19 protein-coding genes are annotated in these 18627 nt (G+C 54.5%); 6 read left to right on the top strand and 13 right to left on the bottom strand.

Annotated features, from left to right (window positions below; translation table 11 throughout):
* Positions 1 to 9: 9 nt before the first annotated feature.
* The 4 genes from tsaC to dprA are packed head-to-tail and all read right to left on the bottom strand — an operon-like array spanning position 10 to position 2718.
* Entirely contained in the window at positions 10 to 582 is a 573-nt protein-coding gene (gene tsaC, locus ACL2XP_RS01285) for an L-threonylcarbamoyladenylate synthase type 1 TsaC (RefSeq protein ID WP_413739048.1), read from the bottom strand.
* Positions 572 to 1129, bottom strand: coding sequence for a topoisomerase DNA-binding C4 zinc finger domain-containing protein (locus tag ACL2XP_RS01280; RefSeq protein ID WP_413736784.1), 558 nt, complete (start codon positions 1127 to 1129; stop codon positions 572 to 574). The genes tsaC and ACL2XP_RS01280 overlap by 11 nt, the downstream gene beginning before the upstream one ends.
* A 22-nt stretch (positions 1130 to 1151) precedes the next feature.
* The gene (locus ACL2XP_RS01275; protein WP_413736783.1) at positions 1152 to 1625 is read right to left on the bottom strand and encodes a DUF494 family protein; all 474 of its coding nucleotides are present in this window, start codon (positions 1623 to 1625) and stop codon (positions 1152 to 1154) included.
* Entirely contained in the window at positions 1597 to 2718 is a 1122-nt protein-coding gene (gene dprA, locus ACL2XP_RS01270) for a DNA-protecting protein DprA (RefSeq protein ID WP_413736782.1), read from the bottom strand. The genes ACL2XP_RS01275 and dprA overlap by 29 nt, the downstream gene beginning before the upstream one ends.
* A gap of 130 nt (positions 2719 to 2848) precedes the next feature.
* Here dprA and def point away from each other — a divergent pair, with 130 nt between their 5' ends.
* From def to mscL, 6 genes are all read left to right on the top strand, one after another.
* Positions 2849 to 3364, top strand: a complete 516-nt coding sequence (def, locus tag ACL2XP_RS01265) for a peptide deformylase (RefSeq protein WP_413736781.1) — start codon at positions 2849 to 2851, stop codon at positions 3362 to 3364.
* A gap of 22 nt (positions 3365 to 3386) precedes the next feature.
* Positions 3387 to 4334: a methionyl-tRNA formyltransferase gene (gene fmt / locus ACL2XP_RS01260; protein ID WP_413736780.1), complete on the top strand. Its 948-nt coding sequence runs from the start codon at positions 3387 to 3389 to the stop codon at positions 4332 to 4334.
* Between the two features lie 81 nt (positions 4335 to 4415).
* Complete coding sequence (gene rsmB, locus ACL2XP_RS01255; protein WP_413736779.1) at positions 4416 to 5732, top strand: 16S rRNA (cytosine(967)-C(5))-methyltransferase RsmB; 1317 nt, start codon at positions 4416 to 4418, stop codon at positions 5730 to 5732.
* Positions 5733 to 5751: 19 nt separating this feature from the next.
* Entirely contained in the window at positions 5752 to 7128 is a 1377-nt protein-coding gene (trkA, locus tag ACL2XP_RS01250; protein WP_413736778.1) for a Trk system potassium transporter TrkA, read from the top strand.
* 388 nt (positions 7129 to 7516) lie between these two features.
* Positions 7517 to 12610, top strand: coding sequence for a hypothetical protein (locus ACL2XP_RS01245; protein ID WP_413736777.1), 5094 nt, complete (start codon positions 7517 to 7519; stop codon positions 12608 to 12610).
* A 77-nt stretch (positions 12611 to 12687) separates the two neighbouring features.
* The gene (gene mscL, locus ACL2XP_RS01240) at positions 12688 to 13146 is read left to right on the top strand and encodes a large-conductance mechanosensitive channel protein MscL (RefSeq protein ID WP_413736776.1); all 459 of its coding nucleotides are present in this window, start codon (positions 12688 to 12690) and stop codon (positions 13144 to 13146) included.
* A 2-nt stretch (positions 13147 to 13148) separates the two neighbouring features.
* On the opposite strand, the gene ACL2XP_RS01235 is transcribed toward mscL, so the two are convergent.
* The 9 genes from ACL2XP_RS01235 to secY all read right to left on the bottom strand — a co-directional run bounded on the left by ACL2XP_RS01235 (position 13149) and on the right by secY (position 18625).
* Positions 13149 to 13409 carry an alternative ribosome-rescue factor A gene (locus ACL2XP_RS01235; protein WP_413739047.1) on the bottom strand — a complete coding sequence of 87 codons (261 nt, stop codon included), beginning with the start codon at positions 13407 to 13409 and terminating at the stop codon, positions 13149 to 13151.
* Positions 13410 to 13608: 199 nt separating this feature from the next.
* A complete protein-coding gene (locus ACL2XP_RS01230) occupies positions 13609 to 13989 on the bottom strand; it encodes a DUF1992 domain-containing protein (RefSeq protein WP_413736775.1) in 381 nt (126 codons plus the stop codon).
* Between the two features lie 145 nt (positions 13990 to 14134).
* Positions 14135 to 14530, bottom strand: a complete 396-nt coding sequence (rplQ, locus tag ACL2XP_RS01225; protein ID WP_162368673.1) for a 50S ribosomal protein L17 — start codon at positions 14528 to 14530, stop codon at positions 14135 to 14137.
* A 40-nt stretch (positions 14531 to 14570) separates the two neighbouring features.
* Complete coding sequence (locus ACL2XP_RS01220; RefSeq protein WP_413736774.1) at positions 14571 to 15560, bottom strand: DNA-directed RNA polymerase subunit alpha; 990 nt, start codon at positions 15558 to 15560, stop codon at positions 14571 to 14573.
* A 25-nt stretch (positions 15561 to 15585) separates the two neighbouring features.
* A complete protein-coding gene (gene rpsD, locus ACL2XP_RS01215; protein ID WP_011412065.1) occupies positions 15586 to 16206 on the bottom strand; it encodes a 30S ribosomal protein S4 in 621 nt (206 codons plus the stop codon).
* Between the two features lie 30 nt (positions 16207 to 16236).
* Positions 16237 to 16626 carry a 30S ribosomal protein S11 gene (rpsK, locus tag ACL2XP_RS01210; protein WP_131867908.1) on the bottom strand — a complete coding sequence of 130 codons (390 nt, stop codon included), beginning with the start codon at positions 16624 to 16626 and terminating at the stop codon, positions 16237 to 16239.
* 16 nt (positions 16627 to 16642) lie between these two features.
* A complete protein-coding gene (gene rpsM / locus ACL2XP_RS01205; protein ID WP_413736773.1) occupies positions 16643 to 16999 on the bottom strand; it encodes a 30S ribosomal protein S13 in 357 nt (118 codons plus the stop codon).
* Positions 17000 to 17146: 147 nt separating this feature from the next.
* The gene (rpmJ, locus tag ACL2XP_RS01200) at positions 17147 to 17260 is read right to left on the bottom strand and encodes a 50S ribosomal protein L36 (RefSeq protein ID WP_132923644.1); all 114 of its coding nucleotides are present in this window, start codon (positions 17258 to 17260) and stop codon (positions 17147 to 17149) included.
* 33 nt (positions 17261 to 17293) lie between these two features.
* Positions 17294 to 18625, bottom strand: coding sequence for a preprotein translocase subunit SecY (gene secY / locus ACL2XP_RS01195; RefSeq protein WP_162368676.1), 1332 nt, complete (start codon positions 18623 to 18625; stop codon positions 17294 to 17296).
* Between the last annotated feature and the right edge of the window lie 2 nt (positions 18626 to 18627).

Below are 18627 nucleotides of genomic sequence, written 5' to 3'. Positions count from 1 at the left end.
ATCTCCAGGTTAACCTTGCCGGATAAGTTCACCGGTCAATGCGTCGCGAATTTCGGAAGGATTCAACCGTCCTTCCACGCCGGCGTCCATCACCGGGAAATCATCGCCCAATTGTTGGCGGACCTCCGCCACGCTGCGGCCTGGGGGCAGTCCGGACAAATTGGCGCTGGTGGAAACCAGCGGTTTGCCGAATGCCAGGCAGAGCTGCTGAACCGGGGCGTAGGCGGTCACCCGCACCGCCAGCGTGGTAAACTGCCCGGTCAACCAGCGCGGCGTTTTCGCCCGGGCCGGCATCACCCAGGTTACCGGGCCAGGCCAGCAAGCAAATACCCGCTCGCGCTGCGGGCCGGTGAGTCGGGTATCGTCGATATAGGGTAATAATTGGGCATAATTGGCCGCGATTAGTATCAGCCCTTTAGTCCAGGACCGCTGCTTGAGGGCCAGCAGGGATTGCACCGCGGTTTCGCTGTCCGGGTCGCAGCCCAGGCCAAACACCGCTTCGGTAGGATAAGCGATAACCCGCTCCTGCCGCAGAGCCGTTACCAGTGCGGCCAGCGTCGCCGCCGGCGATCTATTTTTCATCATTTTCTTTTATCGCTACGGGTTTGCCGCAGGTTTTATCGGCGCAAAACAGCTTGGGCCCCCGCGCCGTGCTTTTTTCCATCAGCAGCGGGAAATGGCAGAATTCGCAAACGCCCGCCACCGGCTTGAAATTAAGCACAAACCGGCATTGCGGGTATTGATCGCAGGCGTAGAAAATTTTGCCAAAGCGGGACGTACGCTGCACCAGCTTCCCCGACCGGCATGACGGGCAGCCAAAAGCCGTCTCGTCGGGTTTATCCATGGCGGCGATATAACCGCAGCGCGGATAATCGGAACAGCCGATAAACATGCCGTAGCGGCCCCGACGCAGCACCAGCGTCTCCTGGCAGACCGGACATTCCTGGCCTTCAAGGATTTTAACGATATGCCCGTCGGCCTGCGGTTTCAGCGATTTAACATAGGCGCAGCCAGGGTATTGGGAACAGCCGAGAAACGGGCCGTGTTGCCCGGAACGAATAACGAGTCCTGCCCCGCATTCGGGGCAGGACTCGGTTTGCCTTGCGGTAAAGAGCGCAGCTTTTGCCATAGAAATTTATCGTCGGTGATGTCTAGTGCAGACGGTTCTCATCTTCTTCGAATACAAGATCTTCCATCTGTTGATAGGCGTTTTCATATCCAGGGATATTAAACAGCACCATCAGGATAACCCATTTTAGATCTTCCAGATCGAACTCGGTGGCATCCAATGCCATAACGCGATCGATGACCATTTCACGGGTTTCAAGGTTCAGCACCTGGATTTGTTCAAGAAACAATAAGAAACCACGGCATTCCGTATCCAGGAACTGACTCTCTTCGTCAGTATAAATACGCAATGCAAGCGGATCGGCGCCCAAAGCAAAGGCTTTACCCTGTCCGTCCTGTAGATCAGCCAGCTTCTCCAGCCAGTTCAGCGCGTTATAAATATCATCCTGATGAAAACCAGCACGGGTTAAATCATCGGTTAATTTATCCTGATCCACACGCATTTCCACTTCGTTGTGAATATATGTTTCAAACAAGTACATTAGTACGTCGAACATGGCCTGCCCTCCTTAATCGGACATAGCCGCCGGGTACAACAGCGATCCAGCCTGCTAACTCCAGTTCCAATAGCTTGGTCACTACCTCTGGCACAGGTTGGCCGGCACGTTCAGCGACGACGTCAACAGGTGTAACCTCATCTCCTACGTTAGCCAACACATCGGCAAATGGCAATTCAACTTCGCCTCCTGGGGAACAAATAATTTCCGGCGGCGCCAAAGAGAGCCAATTCAACCCGCCGCCAAGCTGTTCCAGCAGCTCTTTTGGCTGGGTGACGAGATAGGCGCCCTGCTGGATCAGCCAATGGGCGCCGGCGCTGCCGCTGTTGCCCAGCGGACCGGGCAGAGCATAGATATCCTTGCCCTGGTCGAGGGCATAACGGGCGGTAATCAGCGAACCGCTGCGGGCCGCCGCCTCCACTACCAGCACTCCCCGGCTCAATCCGCTGATGATACGGTTGCGATAAGGAAAATGCGTGGCCAGGGGTGCGGCGTTTAATAGAAACTCCGACACCAGCGCCCCGCCTTGACTCACGATGCGTTCGGCCAGCCTGCGATGCGGCGCAGGGTAAAGATTTTGCAGGCCGCTGCCCAGCACCGCGATGGTTTTCCCACCCGCGTCCAACGCCGCGCGATGGCAGATGCCGTCGATGCCGAGCGCCATCCCGCTGGTAATAGTGACCCCGCACTGCGCCAGGGCGGCGGCGAAACAGCTCCCCCACTGTTCGCCGTATACCGTCGCCTGCCGGCTGCCGACCATGGCCACCTGCAGGCTATCGAGGCAGGCGGCATCGCCGGTGACAAACAACGCCGGCGGCGGGCAGCCGATAACTTTAAGCGCCGCGGGATAGCGGGCATCGCTAAAGGGAATAAAATGATGCAGCGGGTCTTCCAGCCAGCGCAGGGTCGCTTCCTGGTCGGCGGACCCGCATTGATGAAACCGTTGCCGCTGGCCAGCGGTGAGAGCGGCGAAAAGCGGCGCTTGTGGCGTAAAATCATCGCAAAGGGGCAATTGCGCGAGGGTTTCATGCACTTTTGCGCCATTGACGCCCTTTACCGCCGCCATGCGTAACCACATTTCCATCAAAGTCATTTGTTCCCCTTAACCCGCGCCAACCGCCGGATGTGATGACATTTGCTTGCGGATGCTGTCAATCAGGAGGGGAAATGTCTAGAATAAGAGATAGAATAGTTTTCATAATCGGACGCAGATATAGACTCATATGCCAGTATTGCAGGTGTTACATTACCCGGACGAGCGGCTTCGCATTGTTGCGAAACCCGTAAAAGAAGTAAATGACGCTATTCGTCGTATCGTGGATGATATGTTTGAAACCATGTACGCCGAAGAAGGAATAGGCCTGGCCGCGACGCAAGTCGATATACATCAACAGATTATCGTGATTGACGTATCGGAAGCTCGCGATGAGCGCCATGTTTTTATCAATCCCGAGTTAATCAGTAAAAGCGGCGAGACCGGAATCGAAGAAGGCTGTCTGTCGATCCCCGATCAGCGCGGCTTCGTCCCACGCGCGGAGAAGGTGACGGTCCGGGCGTTGGATCGCGACGGCAATGAGTTTGAGCTTGAGGCGGATGAATTACTCGCGATTTGTATCCAGCACGAAATGGATCATCTAATCGGCAAGCTGTTCGTTGATTATCTTTCGCCCCTGAAGCGTCAGCGTATTCGCCAAAAAATGGAAAAACTGGCGAAAATCAACGCCCGCGCGGACAAATAATCGTCGCCATACAGGAACTAACGTGTCCGATCCTTTACGCATTATTTTTGCCGGCACGCCGGATTTCGCCGCCCGCCATCTTTTAGCCCTGCTGGGTTCCGGGCATCGGGTCGTGGGGGTGTTTACCCAGCCGGATCGCCCGGCCGGCCGTGGCAACAAGCTTACGGCCAGCGCGGTAAAGAGCCTGGCGCTGGAGCATCAATTGCCGGTTTTCCAGCCCAAGTCCCTGCGCCCGCCGGAGAATCAGCAGGCGGTTGCGGAGCTTGGCGCCGATATCATGGTGGTGGTGGCCTATGGCCTGATCTTACCCGCGGCGGTGCTGGCTATGCCGCGCCTGGGGTGCCTTAATGTCCATGGCTCGCTGCTGCCCCGCTGGCGCGGCGCGGCGCCCATCCAGCGCGCGCTTTGGGCGGGCGACGACGCCACCGGCGTGACCATCATGCAAATGGATGCCGGCCTGGATACCGGGGATATGCTGTTTAAAGCCACCTGCGCTATCCAACCGGACGACACCAGCGCCAGCCTGTATGAAAAACTGGCGGACATCGGCCCCCGGGCGTTGCTGGAAACCCTGGCCCATTGCGCTGCCGGCACGCTGAAGCCGGAAAAACAGGAGCCGGCCCTGGCCACCTATGCCGAAAAACTCAGTAAAGAAGAAGCGCGGCTTGACTGGTCGCTGCCGGCCGCGCAGCTGGCGCGTTGCGTACGGGCCTTTAATCCCTGGCCCATCAGCTTTTTCAACGTTGCCGATCAATCAATCAAAGTATGGCAGGCCGTGGCAATCGACGCCGTGACGCCGGCAGCGCCCGGCACCATCCTGCAGGCCGATAAAACCGGTATCCGGGTGGCAACCGCCGATGGCGCGCTTAATATGACGCTGCTCCAGCCCGCGGGGAAAAAAGCCATGCCTGCGCCGGATTTACTCAATTCCCGCCGCGAGTGGTTTACTCCCGGCACCGTCCTGGATTAACGCCATTTTGGCTATCGCCCGGTATGGCGTAAAGCCAGCCGGGCGGTTTTATTACGGCCACCCATTACCTTCCGGTCAACTATGAATAAACACTATAACCTCCGTGCCATCGCCGCCAAAGCCGTGGCCCAGGTGCTTGAGCACGGCCAGTCATTAAGCCAGATATTGCCCGCCGTGCAGAACGCGCTGGGCGATAAAGATCGCGCTCTGCTGCAAGAGCTGTGCTTCGGTATTTTACGCACACTGCCGCAGTTGGAATGGTACATCAAGCAGTTGATGGCGAAGCCGCTTACCGGCAAACAGCGCACAGTGCACTATCTATTGATGGTGGGCATTTATCAGTTGCTATATACCCGCATACCGCCCCACGCCGCGCTGGCCGAGACGGTAGAAGGCACCGTGACGCTGAAAATGCCGCAATTAAAAGGCCTGGTGAACGGGGTATTGCGCCAGTTCCAGCGGCAACAGTCGGAACTACAGGCCCTGGCCGACCAGCAGGAGAGCCGTTTCCTGCATCCGTCCTGGCTGGTCAAGCGTATCCGCCAGGCCTACCCGCAAGAGGACTTATCCATCCTGGAAGCCAATAACCAGCGGCCGCCGATGTGGCTGCGGGTGAACCGCCTTCATAACAGCAGCGCGGAATATCTGGCTTTGCTGGCGCAGGAAGGCATCGGCGCCAGCGCCCATCCCACATTGCCCGAAGCGATTAAGCTGGATGTGCCCTGCAACGTTGGCCGCCTGCCCGGTTTTGATCGGGGCTGGGTGACCGTGCAGGATGCCTCGGCGCAGGGCTGCGCGCTGTTGCTGGCGCCGGCATCGGGCGAGGATATCCTGGATTTATGCGCGGCGCCCGGCGGTAAAACCACGCACATCCTGGAGCTGGCGCCCGATGCGCGGGTTACCGCGGTAGACATCGACCGCCAGCGTCTGGAACGCATCAAAGAAAACCTGCACCGCCTCGGGCAGCATGCTAATGTCATCGTCGGTGACGGGCGTATGCCCGAGCAATGGAGCAACGGACAGACTTGGGATCGTATCCTGCTGGATGCGCCCTGCTCGGCCACCGGGGTTATCCGGCGCCATCCCGATATCAAATGGCTGCGCCGTGACCGGGATATCGCCGAATTGGCGGCGCTGCAAAAAGAAATCCTTGCCGCCGTATGGCCGCTGCTAAAACCCGGCGGCACCCTGCTGTATGCGACCTGTTCCATTTTACCGGAAGAAAACCGCGAGCAAATCGGGGCGTTTCTGACCGGTCACCCGGACGCCATTCTGGTTGAAACCGGTGATGCGGCCAGGCCCGGCATCCAATGTTTACCCGATCCGGACGGTGGCGACGGCTTCTTTTACGCTAAGATGATTAAAGGCGCAGCACCCGCAGCCATGGCGCGCATATAATGGGCATAACGAGTCGACTATGAAAATAATAATCCTTGGGGCGGGCCAGGTTGGCGGCACCCTGGCGGAAAACCTGGTAGGTGAGAATAACGATATTACCATCGTTGATACCAATCCCAATCAGCTACGCCAACTGCAGGATAAATTCGATCTGCGCGCCATCCAGGGCCATGCGTCCCATCCCCGCGTGCTGCGGGAGGCCGGCGCGGAAGACGCGGATATGCTGGTTGCGGTCACCAACTCCGACGAGACCAATATGGTGGCCTGCCAGATAGCCTATTCGTTATTCAAAACGCCTAACCGTATCGCCCGCATCCGTTCGGCCGACTATATCCGCGAAGCCGCCAAGCTGTTTAATACGGAAGCGGTGCCCATCGATCATTTGATTTCGCCCGAACAGCTGGTAATCGATAACATTTACAAACTTATCGAATATCCCGGCGCGCTCCAGGTCGTTAACTTCGCGCAGGGGAAAGTCAGTATCGCGGCGGTGAAAGCTTATTACGGCGGCCCGCTGGTGGGTAATGCCTTATCATCCTTGCGCGAGCATATGCCGCACATCGAGACGCGGGTAGCCGCGATTTTTCGCCAGGACAGGCCGATTCGTCCCCAGGGCTCCACGGTGATCGAAGCCGGGGATGAAGTGTTTTTTGTCGCCGCGTCGCCGCATATCCGGGCGGTAATGAGCGAACTCCAGCGGCTTGAAAAACCCTATAAACGGATCATGATCGTCGGCGGCGGCAACATCGGCGCCGGCCTGGCGCAGCGGCTGGAAAAAGATTACAGCGTCAAGCTGATTGAGCGCGACCAACAGCGTGCGGCGGAATTGGCGGAGTTGCTGCATGACACGATCGTATTTTATGGCGATGCCTCCGATCAAGAACTGCTGGCCGAAGAGCACATTGAGCAAATCGACGTATTTATCGCCATCACCAATGATGATGAAGCCAATATCATGTCGGCTATGTTGGCCAAACGCATGGGCGCCAAAAAGGTTCTGGTGCTGATCCAGCGCCGCGCTTATGTGGATCTGGTGCAGGGCAGCGTGATCGATATCGCCATTTCGCCGCAGCAGGCCACTATCTCGGCGCTGCTTGGCCATGTGCGCAAAGCCGATATCGTCAGCGTCTCCTCGCTGCGCCGCGGCGTGGCCGAAGCCATTGAGGCGATAGCCCATGGCGATGAAAGCACCTCCAAAGTGGTGGGCCGGGCCATCGACGCCATTAAATTGCCGCCCGGCACCATCATCGGCGCCATCGTTCGGGGCGACGAGGTGATTATCGCCAATAAAAACTGCCGGATACAGCAGGGGGATCACGTCATTATGTTCCTCACGGATAAGAAGTTTATTACCGACGTCGAGCGGTTGTTCCAGCCCAGTCCGTTCTTTTTATAGCGCACCGCACTGGCCGCCGCGCTTTCCCCTGCGCGGCCAACAGCTTCCTCCGCCCCCTTATCCCGCCGTTCTCCTGCGTTAACCTGTTGATAACCCATAACCCGGCGCCGTTTTATTTGCGCCGGCTATGCTTGTTTCAGCGCCGTAGTTAGCCCTGCGCAAAAGGGGCGCGACTGGCGCCGCCAGGAGACCGATCCACAGGGAGATGAACATGGAAGGGACGCGTATTACCACGAATTCGCCACAAACCGGCGGCCGCACGGCGGACGACGGCTTTTACCGCCAACATACCGGTTACCCTGAAAAAATACGCGCCGTAACTTCATCATCGATAGCACCGCCATACCGCCAAGAGAAAACACCGTTAAGCGGCGGAGATTTGTATGTTATGGCGCAGCAATACGGATGGTACCGGCAATACGCCCATGACCTGCCGCTTAACGCCCCGGATCTTAAAAAACCGCGTAATTTTTACCAGCGGCTGGTTTATTCCTTAATCGCGATTTCTCCTTTTGAGGTCAACCGCCAGCTTGCCGCCGCCGCGGACGTTAACGCCGATCTGGTCGCCATCACGCGTCAGCCGGAGGCAGGCGGCCAATGGCGTTATCCGGTTGGGCGGCCTGCCGCGCTCGCCCCCTCGCCCGCGCCTTCAATCAAGCGCTTCCGGCGCAATACCCCGGCGCTGTCCAGCCTGCCGGAACCCGATTGGAAATACCGCCTGGCGGCCTTTATGAATAGGCATATCCATATCAATACGCGTCTCGATCTGAGTGCGATCGATGAAGAACGGCTGGCGACGCTCATTTTGAACCATGTCGAACGCCAGCCGGAGCTGATACCCGAGATCGCCAGGCTGACGCTATTCGGCAGTCACCTTTACGGCGAACGGCGGGGGGAGGAAATGAGTCCGGAACAACAGCGCGAGCTGGTTGGACAGGCCTTGTGCAAACTGATCTTCAAAGAGGACAGCATCCCGCTGCGGATAGCCAAAATTTTCGTGCGCATACGCCCCGGTACGCTGAAGGACTTGACCGCCGCCGCGCAGAACTGGTCCTTCACCACGCCGGATCATTATGCCAAAGAGGTATGGCAGCGGCACTACGAAGCGTACGAAATGCCTGAAATGTACCTGCATTCAGAGCTTGAGTTAGGCGCCAAGATTACCGGCGATCATCGCGGGGCGCCGTCTATCAACAATACGGACGCTCTATGGGTAGGCAGCCCGACCTGGGTGCTGTTACATACCGGCGCGCGGGCCGTCATTTCATCAGGCGCAAGTGATTTATCACGGGAGAGCGGGTTATCGCTGATCCAGCTTGGCCTAGGGATCGTTAGCGTCTTTGAACCGGGATTTTTGGCTAAAGCGGCCGAGCCCGCGCTCTATTCCGGATTGCTGTTTTATCATTTGTATATTCATCCCGCCTACGCTATCGACGATAGTCTGCCCGGGGATAAACTTACCGGGACATTGGATCATCTGATTGAGGTCCTGGCGAGCCGGCACGATAAAGCCAAGCATATTAACGACAGCTTTACTGCGTATCAGCAGGTGTATAACACGCGCCCCTGGCGCGGGCGAAAGTGGGCGGCGGAGGAATTATTGGACCAATACTGCGGCAAAAGCCGCAGCCTGGCGCCGATGAAAAAGAAATCGTTCCTGTTGATTCTTCAAGGAGTATATCAAAACGCGGTGTTGCAGTTAATGGCCCATCCAGGCGGTCAGCGCTGCCACGCCAGACATCGGGCCGTGCCGGACCTTGATGAATACTACCGCGCCGCGGTGGAACGGATATCCAGGCAGATTCTTCAGGCGGATACGGCGCTGCTGGCCGCGGCATTTACCCCCAGCGATTTTCAGGACGACAATCTGCAGCAAGATGATGATGCTTTTTTACAGCACTCGGAAGTTCAACTGGTCGAGCCCCGGCTCTATCGTAAACGGCGGCCGGCCGAGATGTTTTTTTCGAATGTGGTGGTCAAATATTTCAATAGACCCGATACGGCTTTTTTGCGCGCTACACGCCACCATGAGCAGCGGCTGTATGCCTTGAGAATCACCGACCGCGGCTATCTTCTGCGGCGCATAAATATTCATGACCCCGAATTGCGCGATCTTCGTCCCTATATGCAGAACTGGCCGACCGGGAAAATAAAAAGCCGCCACGATCTTAACATTATCACGCTGAAACAGCCGGCCATCCAAAAAAGCCGCGCGGAACCCATCACCCAGCTCATCGCGCGGTATGCGGATATGCATTATCAGGCCTATCGCGTAAGGTTATATCAAGCCGGTTATGACGCCGTAGGCAAGGAACTGCCGGAGATAATCGAAGACATCAAAGGCCTGATCATTCCCTTCTATGATTGCGTCAATTCCCTGCGGGAGGGCGATCAAAACTCCGCATTTATCGAGTGTTCCGTTGACGGTATACTTGTGGGGCTGCCGTTATTTTTTACCGGCATAAAAGCCAGCCTTACCCTCTATCGGATGGGCCTGATCGGCGCGGCCCGCGCCTATGAAAAGACAGCGTTTGTCGCCTCGACCGACCGTCTGTTTAAACAGGTCATTCCCATTTCCGCCCAGATCGCGGGCGGCGTGGTAGGCACCAACGAGCAGCTCCATGTTTTTCTGTTCAGCATCGGCAAACGGATAATATTGAGTTTCGACCCCGGCATCGCGGCGATGCGTTCTTTGGTCATCATGGGAAACAGCTTGCGCCTGGCCATAGCGGGATATGCATTGCTAAAATTCTCCCCGAAGATTATTCGTGAAGGGCTGCTACTGTCTTCAGAAAGCCATAAGTTCTTGACTACCCGCACTTCCCGCCTGTTTGAAGTAACCTATGGATACGGTGAAAACGGCCACACGCCGCTCACCCTGACGTTGAAAGGCATCGAATATTCAATCATGGAAATGCAGCCGCACTTGAAGCATACGCCGGTAATCGCGGTGGAAAACGGCGAACTGACGGGGGAGGGTTACCCCGTGTTTGTACAGCTCGATATACAAACGCAACTGGGTATTTACAAAAAATATGTCTGTTTGGATATAGGTAAACGGCAGTGCCAATTACAGGAATATCAACCCGCGATTCCGCCCCTTACCGTTAACAACCACACCTCGGCCAGCGATCGTGATAGCCGGCAGTGGCTCCTATCCAGCACCATGCCGATTCATCTGGCCGTGGTTTATCCCCAACACCGCGTATTCTTTGCCGACCAACAGAAATTATTTTTTGAAATCAACGGCCATGGATGGGCTTTCTGCCCGGAAACCGAACAACTTAGCCCGGTGGGCTATCTAGACGACTGGCATATGGCACCGCGTCTATGGGGCGACCCGTTTGCCACCATAGATATCGTTCACCACGGAACCGTCTTCAATCTGAACCTGCAAAAAAACCAGCCATCCATGAGAGCGTCAGATAGCCTCAGCAAATTTCGTATTAGCCGCGCCTTTTTATCGCCCTATGAGCTTGATGAACAACCTTCCTTTCCCGATATGATCGGCTTTTATGATCCTGCCAGTCTTAAGGCCCGCATCGATCAACACTGGTATTGGCTGGTTCCCGAAGCCAGGAAATCCACCTTTTTATTAACCCACCCTCAGAGACACCGTGCCGGGACTTTTCGCGTCGAATATGATTTCATCAGCAGCAGTTTTGTATTATCGATGCCGTCCACCGGGCTGAATTCACACCGGCTCGGTCAGACCCTGGCGCGTGAAATGAACGCGGGAACGATCGCCGCATGTAAACCCTATATGACTATATTACTGCCCCCTTTGCTCAATGGGGCCTTTAGCCGCGGTAATACCCTGTTTCTTAAAGCCGGCGATAAGTGCCTGAATATCAGCCATTTTGACGATCTGTATTACATGGCTTCGTATCAAGACCATTCGGCAAGCCGCGCGCGCTGGACCCTGCGTTATGAGTTATTCACTGAATCCTTTGCCCTGATTGACAAAACCGATCCGATACTCGCCCCGATAAACGATCAGCCCTGGTCCAGACTCGAAGCTCTGGCGATGCGCACCTATAACGACACCGCGTTTCCCACGCTAACCGCGCTGTGCCGGACAAACTGCGACGCAAGCTCCCCCGCGCCGCCCGAACCGGCGCTGCGTACCCGGCTACGTCAGGTGGCGTTGCTCCTGCGCCTCGATCCTTTACGCCGGGCGACGCTGCTGCACGCCTCGTCTTCCCTTGTAAGGGCGTTTAAAATGGATACGGCGCTCACATCCTCGTTCACATCCGCCTATCCGGCATTGGCGATTTGGACCACTTTTGAGAATATCCTTCATTCTATAACCGGCAACCACACCGGCAACAATCGAGAATGGCAGCACCGGCTACTGGCCAAAACCGGGGAACTACCCGTGCAATTCCCACCCCCGACGCTGACCGCCATAGGGCCGAAACAGCAGCTTTTTTTGCTATACGCAGCCACCTCCCCCGATGCCGATACGCCCGTAGGAAATAATGAATTACTCATCGATAATGAGGGACTCAGCGCCGTGCCGATTTCCCAGCAGGACGGGCTGCGCCGCTGGTTGCCCGATCCAATGGAATCCACGCATATCAGCGCCTCGAAACATCATTTACGCATAAAACAGCAGTTAACTTTTTGGCTGGACCGGGAGAACCGGATCATAGGGCAACGGCCGGACGACGATCGTATCCGCTTTGCCGGTAACCCTAACCGTCACATGGCTGACCATATTGTGACTTCGCCAAATGGCGTCATCGTCGTAGTCATTTACAAGCTTAAGCCATTGGTGCGTATGGCCGAATTTTACCGGTTGCCTGCTAGCGAACTGACGTCCGAGCTGCGCGAAATCCCGCCCTATAAACAAATCAACATTACCGGCATCTTTGAAAACCGCTGCGAGTCCTGGGTCACCAATCAGGGCGAGCTGTTTGTTCCCGATGCCGGCGGATGGATTTCGCCTGATAAGGTAGCGCCCCCCTGGCCGGCGCCCGCGGGGTTTAAAGCCAGTTTTATTGCCGCGGACCAATGTTATCTCGGTTATTACCGGGTCGATGAGAACTTACATCTCAGCGAGGTGATGCTGTACGACATTGCGCGCCGCGATACTCTGTTGCTGCGACGCGGCAAAGCTTACGTTCCGGGATTTTTTGGCGTGCCCCAGGTGGCGAGCGTGGCATTCTCCGCGCTAAATGCCCTGGTTGCAGTGGGCTACAGTGACGGTTATATTGAATTTTATCGCATCGCCGGCTTGGATAAGCCGACCTCGGCGTTGTCTCTGGGCGGGACATTTCTACCTCTGGCCCGTTATACCATCGACGGGAGCCTGTACCCAAAAGCCAAGCAAATGGTGATGAAGTTTAATAACGCATTTGATGATTTAATGGTATTCCATGATATCGGCGATTGCGACGCGGCCCAGGCCGCTAACTTTACCTACGCGGTTACCCATATTTTCCCTCAGGCGAATAGCCTGTTACGTGGCAAGAATTGACACAAATTGTTAAAGTGTCTGGCAAATGTGGCATCCTTTGTTAAAATTAACTTATTGTTAAATTAAGGAGCAAGCCTATGAGTTTCCTGCAAGAATTCCGAAAATTCGCCATGCGCGGCAATGTGGTCGATCTGGCGGTAGGTGTCATCATCGGGGCGGCGTTTGGTAAAATCGTCTCGTCACTGGTGGCCAACGTCATTATGCCGCCGCTGGGTTTATTGATTGGCGGCGTCGATTTCCGATCGTTTGGCTGGGTGTTGAAACCGGCGCAGGGAGATACGCCGGCGGTCGTCCTGCAGTACGGAATTTTCCTGCAAAACATCTTTGATTTTTTGATCGTGGCGCTGGCGGTATTCTGCGTAATCAAGCTTATCAACCGATTCCATCGCAAACAGGAAGAGGAACCGGCGGCACCGCCTAAACCAAGCGCCGAAGAAACGCTGCTGACTGAAATTCGCGATTTGCTTAAACAACAGAACCAGAGCGTCGCGCCGCCGCTGTCACAGCAGCCCCCGGCGCAGCCGCCTACGCTCTGAGGTTAAACGCTCAAGCCGTGATTGGGGCCGAAGATGAGTGCTGCGCCGGCACGGGCGGCAAGAAGGCCAGTGGTAACATCACCCTCGATGATCTTACCACTGGCCTCCCAGTTATGGGCCTTGGCATGTTTGCCTTTACGGCTGTAGCTGCCCTTCCCTTTTAAATTGTTCTCACGACGCTGGCGAAAGAGCGGATCGTGCAGCAGCGCCGCAATGGCGTTATCCTGTATGGTGCCTTTGGTGTGGCGGTATTTGTCAGTCATAATTTCCTCATTAATTTTCATAGTGCCTAAAATAAAAAGAGTGCCTAAAAATAGCGCCTAATAAACCGCGCACAACGCGCGGACTTCGATAACGAACAGTATAGTAAATAACGCCGATAATAAAAACCGGCCTCAGCACGCCGTTGACCTTTGATATACAGTCTTCCTGGCGAAACGGCGCCCATCAATCCAGCATCCTTTATTCGGCATTTTGCCGGCGTTCGAAATGCGTTTGCAGTTGCTGCTGGTAGCCGCGCCGTAAAAATTCCGTGCTTACGCCGGCCTGGCACAGCTTGAACTCCAACAATCGCAGCCGCGCGCTGAAGGCCTGATGACGGCTATCATCTTCGGTTATGCCGCGTAATAAATCGGCAAGCTGTAGAGCTTCCCGGCGATCCTGTAATTCCGCTGGCAGGTAACCGGCATTTTTCAGCAGGCGATACCCCACCCGCAACTCTTCCGGCACCGCACTGTCATCATCGAGCTGCAAGGGCTTGCCATATCCCGGCAAATTATCGAATTCGCCTTTCTTTTGCGCCTGCTGGATATGCCGCTCGGCCCATTCATCGAATAACCACATGCTAAGCCCTCCTACGGCCATCCTTCAGCCTTTTAGGATAACGCGTTAGTGCTTAAATGATAAGCCGTGCCGGAGATGAATTTCAGGCAATAAAAAACCCGACCTAAGCCGGGTTTTGTAAGCATTAACGATTACAGATAATTCTTTATTCTGCAACCGCTTCAGCTGGAACTTGGGACTCTGCTGCACGATCCAGCAGCTCGATGTAAGCCATCGGTGCATTGTCACCAGCACGGAAGCCACACTTGAGAATACGAGTGTAACCACCGGCACGGCTCGCGAAACGCGGGCCAAGCTCGTTAAACAGTTTTGCCACGATCTCGTTATCACGAGTGCGGGCGAATGCCAGACGACGATTTGCAACGCTGTCGGTCTTGGCAAGTGTAATCAGCGGTTCAACAACACGGCGCAGCTCTTTCGCTTTTGGCAGGGTCGTCTTGATTATCTCGTGACGAACCAGAGAGCCGGCCATGTTACGGAACATAGCCTGGCGATGGCTGCTGTTACGGTTCAGTTGACGACCACTCTTACGATGGCGCATGACCTTATCCTTCTCAGTAAAACCTTACCCTGTGATCGGGTTATTCATCAGCAATACTTGCCGGAGGCCAGTTCTCAAGGCGCATGCCCAGAGACAACCCACGGGAAGCCAACACGTCTTTAATCTCAGTAAGAGATTTTTTACCAAGGTTGGGCGTTTTAAGGAGCTCAACCTCGGTACGCTGTACCAGATCACCGATGTAGTGGATAGCTTCTGCCTTAAGGCAGTTAGCAGAGCGGACAGTCAATTCCAGATCGTCAACTGGGCGCAGCAAGATCGGATCGAATTCTGGTTTCTCTTCTTTGACTTCCGGTTGACGTACATCACGCAAATCAACAAAAGCTTCAAGTTGTTCAGCCAGGATGGTAGCCGCGCGGCGGATCGCCTCTTCAGGATCGATCGTGCCATTGGTTTCCATTTCGATGACCAGCTTATCCAGGTCGGTGCGCTGTTCAACACGTGCAGCTTCAACATTGTAGGCAATTCGCTCTACAGGGCTATAGCACGCATCAACCAGCAAACGACCAATTGGGCGCTCATCTTCTTCCGAATGAATTCGGGCAGAAGCCGGCACATAACCACGGCCACGTTGAACTTTGATACGCATATTAATCGATGCGTTTTCATCGGTCAGGTGGCAGAGCACATGCTGCGGCTTGACGATTTCGACATCCCCGTCATGGGTGATGTCGGCTGCGGTTACAGGGCCAATGCCAGATTTATTCAGAGTAAGGATAACGTCATCTTTACCTTGAACTCTCACCGCCAGCCCTTTCAGGTTGAGCAGAATCTCCAGGATGTCTTCCTGTACACCTTCTTTGGTGCTGTACTCGTGCAGTACACCATCAATCTCAACCTCGGTCACCGCGCAACCCGGCATCGACGAAAGCAGAATACGGCGCAGTGCGTTACCTAGGGTATGGCCAAAGCCACGCTCTAAAGGTTCAAGGGTCACCTTGGCGTGCGTCGAACTGATTTGCTCGATATCTACCAGGCGCGGTTTTAGAAACTCTGTCACAGAACCCTGCATTGTGTCCTCTCTTTGGTACTAAGCCTTACTTGGAGTAAAGCTCGACTATCAGGTGTTCATTAATGTCCGCAGACAGATCGGTACGTTCTGGAATACGTTTGAACACCCCTTCCATCTTAGCAGCGTCAACTTCAAGCCAGGTCGGCTTTTCACGCTGTTCAGCCAGTTCCAATGAGGCACGAACACGGGATTGCTTTTTCGCTTTCTCACGGATGCTTACAACGTCATTCGGAGTAACCTGGTAAGAAGCGATGTTGACAACACGGCCATTTACCATGATCGCCTTGTGGCTGACCAATTGACGTGATTCGGCGCGAGTGGCACCAAAACCCATACGGTAAACAACGTTGTCCAGACGGCCTTCAAGCAACTGCAACAGGTTTTCACCGGTATTGCCTTTAAGACGCGCTGCTTCTTTGTAGTAGTTGCGGAATTGACGTTCCAGAACGCCGTAAATACGACGGACTTTTTGTTTTTCACGCAACTGCACTCCGTAGTCAGACAGACGCGGTTTACGCGCGCCATGCTGTCCAGGAGGCTGTTCAATTTTACACTTGGAATCGATCGCGCGAACACCAGACTTCAGGAAAAGGTCTGTGCCCTCGCGACGGCTCAGCTTGAGCTTAGGACCCAAATATCTTGCCATTTTCTTTCTCCAACTAACCTAGAAGCGGCGTTATACGCGGCGCTTTTTCGGCGGACGACAACCGTTATGGGGGATCGGAGTCACATCAGTAATATTTGTGATGCGAAAACCAGCCGCGTTTAACGCGCGAACGGTAGACTCACGGCCCGGACCAGGTCCTTTAACCATAACTTCCAGATTCTTGATGCCATACTCTTTCACTGCTTCAGCGCAACGCTCTGCTGCAACCTGTGCGGCGAAAGGAGTAGATTTACGAGAACCACGGAAACCGGAACCACCGGCCGTCGCCCAACCCAACGCATTACCCTGACGATCGGTAATAGTAACGATGGTATTGTTGAAAGACGCATGGATATGAGCCACGCCATCTGAAACTTGCTTTTTAACACGCTTACGTGCACGAACAGGTGCCTTAGCCATTATTTACTCACCCCGATTATTTCTTGATCGGTTTGCGCGGACCCTTACGGGTACGGGCATTGGTCTTGGTACGCTGACCGCGAACCGGAAGACCACGACGATGACGCAAACCACGATAGGTACCAAGGTCCATAAGACGTTTGATACTCAGGGTTACTTCACGGCGCAGATCACCTTCGACCACAAATTTAGCAACTGCGTCACGCAGCGTGTCGATCTGCTCTTCAGACAGCTCACTGATCTTAACATGTTCAGCAATACCCGCGGTTTCACAAATAGCTTGTGAACGGGTCTTACCGATACCGTAGATTGAAGTTAACGCGATCACGGTATGTTTTTGATCAGGAATGTTAATGCCTGCTATACGGGCCACTATGCACTCCTAAAAATTTAAACGGCAACACCATTCTGAAAAGCCCGTTTTCAGGATACTCAAACAATGTTGCGTTGACCTACAAAAGATTGGCTGGCTAATCTAGCCAGCTCAACCCAACTTTGCAAGAAAAATATGCCGAATTTATCAGCCTTGGCGTTGTTTATGCTTAGGCTCGCTGCAAATCACGCGAACTACGCCGTGACGTCGAACGATTTTGCAGTTACGACATAATTTCTTGACGGAAGCACGAACTTTCATTTTTACTCTCCGTAACTTCTCAAGCTTTCCGGATTAGCGGTTATAGCCTTTCAGGTTTGCTTTCTTCAATGCGGACTCGTATTGACTCGACATCATCAGAGTCTGCACTTGAGCCATAAAGTCCATGATAACCACAACGACAATCAATAAAGATGTGCCCCCAAAATAGAAGGGAACTTTCATTGCGTCACGCATGAACTCCGGGATAAGGCAGATAAAGGTAATGTACATCGCACCGACCAGGGTCAGACGGGTCATCACTTTATCAATATATTTAGCCGTTTGCTCTCCCGGACGAATGCCTGGTACAAATGCACCGGACTTCTTCAGGTTATCTGCTGTTTCACGCGGGTTAAACACCAGTGCCGTGTAGAAGAAACAGAAGAATATGATTGCAGATGCATAGAGTAACACATAAAGCGGTTGCCCAGGCTGTAAATACAGCGAAATCGCCGTTAACCAGCCCCAACCGGTGCCGCCGCCGAACCATGAAGCAATCGTGGCCGGAAACAGGATGATACTGGAAGCAAAAATCGCCGGAATAACGCCGGCCATATTCACTTTCAGCGGCAAATGCGTACTCTGTGCCGCATACACACGACGCCCTTGCTGACGTTTGGCGTAGTTAACGACTATACGGCGTTGACCACGCTCGACGAAAACAACAAAAAACGTCACTGCAAATACGAGCACCACAACCAATAGCAACAGGAGGAAGTGCAGGTCGCCTTGACGAGCTTGCTCGATGGTATGGGCAATGGCCGGCGGTAAACCCGCCACGATACCGGCAAAGATAATGATGGAAATACCGTTGCCGATACCCCGTTCAGTTATCTGTTCGCCTAACCACATCAGGAACATTGTCCCGGTGACCAGGCTCACGACAGCGGTAAAGTAAAACGCAAAGCCTGGATTGTATACCAGGCCCTGCATCCCGGGCATATTCGGCAAACCGGTAGCTATACCGATAGATTGGAATATACCCAGCACCAACGTGCCATAGCGGGTGTACTGGCTTATCTTGCGACGGCCGGCCTCACCCTCTTTTTTAATCTCCGCCAGCGCTGGATGAACCACGGTCAGCAGCTGAATGATGATCGACGCCGAAATGTACGGCATGATCCCCAAGGCGAAGATTGAAGCACGGCTGAGCGCACCACCAGAGAACATGTTAAACATCTCTATGATGGTGCCTCTTTGCTGCTCGAGCAATTTCGCAAGCACAGTGGCATCGATACCAGGAATCGGAATAAAAGAGCCGATACGGAAAACAATCAGCGCACCGACAACAAACAAAAGTCTGCGTTTCAGTTCGCCTAATCCGCCTTTAGCACTTTGAAAGTCTAATCCTGGTTGTTTGGCCATCT

It is taken from the genome of Sodalis sp. RH21, from assembly GCF_047324175.1.
In the GTDB taxonomy this organism is placed as follows: domain Bacteria; phylum Pseudomonadota; class Gammaproteobacteria; order Enterobacterales; family Enterobacteriaceae; genus Acerihabitans.
The sequence above is the reverse complement of the archived record's forward strand: the minus strand, read 5'-3'. Positions and strand labels throughout refer to the sequence as shown.

Bases quoted from the DNA above. Each gene is read 5' to 3' on its own strand.
- tsaC (WP_413739048.1), bottom strand. From the start codon at position 582: ATGAAAAATAGATCGCCGGCGGCGACGCTGGCCGCACTGGTAACGGCT.
- ACL2XP_RS01280 (WP_413736784.1), bottom strand. From the start codon at position 1,129: ATGGCAAAAGCTGCGCTCTTTACCGCAAGGCAAACCGAGTCCTGCCCC.
- ACL2XP_RS01275 (WP_413736783.1), bottom strand. From the start codon at position 1,625: ATGTTCGACGTACTAATGTACTTGTTTGAAACATATATTCACAACGAA.
- dprA (WP_413736782.1), bottom strand. From the start codon at position 2,718: ATGACTTTGATGGAAATGTGGTTACGCATGGCGGCGGTAAAGGGCGTC.
- def (WP_413736781.1), top strand. From the start codon at position 2,849: ATGCCAGTATTGCAGGTGTTACATTACCCGGACGAGCGGCTTCGCATT.
- rsmB (WP_413736779.1), top strand. From the start codon at position 4,416: ATGAATAAACACTATAACCTCCGTGCCATCGCCGCCAAAGCCGTGGCC.
- trkA (WP_413736778.1), top strand. From the start codon at position 5,752: ATGAAAATAATAATCCTTGGGGCGGGCCAGGTTGGCGGCACCCTGGCG.
- ACL2XP_RS01245 (WP_413736777.1), top strand. From the start codon at position 7,517: ATGGCGCAGCAATACGGATGGTACCGGCAATACGCCCATGACCTGCCG.
- mscL (WP_413736776.1), top strand. From the start codon at position 12,688: ATGAGTTTCCTGCAAGAATTCCGAAAATTCGCCATGCGCGGCAATGTG.
- ACL2XP_RS01235 (WP_413739047.1), bottom strand. From the start codon at position 13,409: ATGACTGACAAATACCGCCACACCAAAGGCACCATACAGGATAACGCC.
- ACL2XP_RS01230 (WP_413736775.1), bottom strand. From the start codon at position 13,989: ATGTGGTTATTCGATGAATGGGCCGAGCGGCATATCCAGCAGGCGCAA.
- rplQ (WP_162368673.1), bottom strand. From the start codon at position 14,530: ATGCGCCATCGTAAGAGTGGTCGTCAACTGAACCGTAACAGCAGCCAT.
- ACL2XP_RS01220 (WP_413736774.1), bottom strand. From the start codon at position 15,560: ATGCAGGGTTCTGTGACAGAGTTTCTAAAACCGCGCCTGGTAGATATC.
- rpsD (WP_011412065.1), bottom strand. From the start codon at position 16,206: ATGGCAAGATATTTGGGTCCTAAGCTCAAGCTGAGCCGTCGCGAGGGC.
- rpsK (WP_131867908.1), bottom strand. From the start codon at position 16,626: ATGGCTAAGGCACCTGTTCGTGCACGTAAGCGTGTTAAAAAGCAAGTT.
- rpmJ (WP_132923644.1), bottom strand. From the start codon at position 17,260: ATGAAAGTTCGTGCTTCCGTCAAGAAATTATGTCGTAACTGCAAAATC.
- secY (WP_162368676.1), bottom strand. From the start codon at position 18,625: ATGGCCAAACAACCAGGATTAGACTTTCAAAGTGCTAAAGGCGGATTA.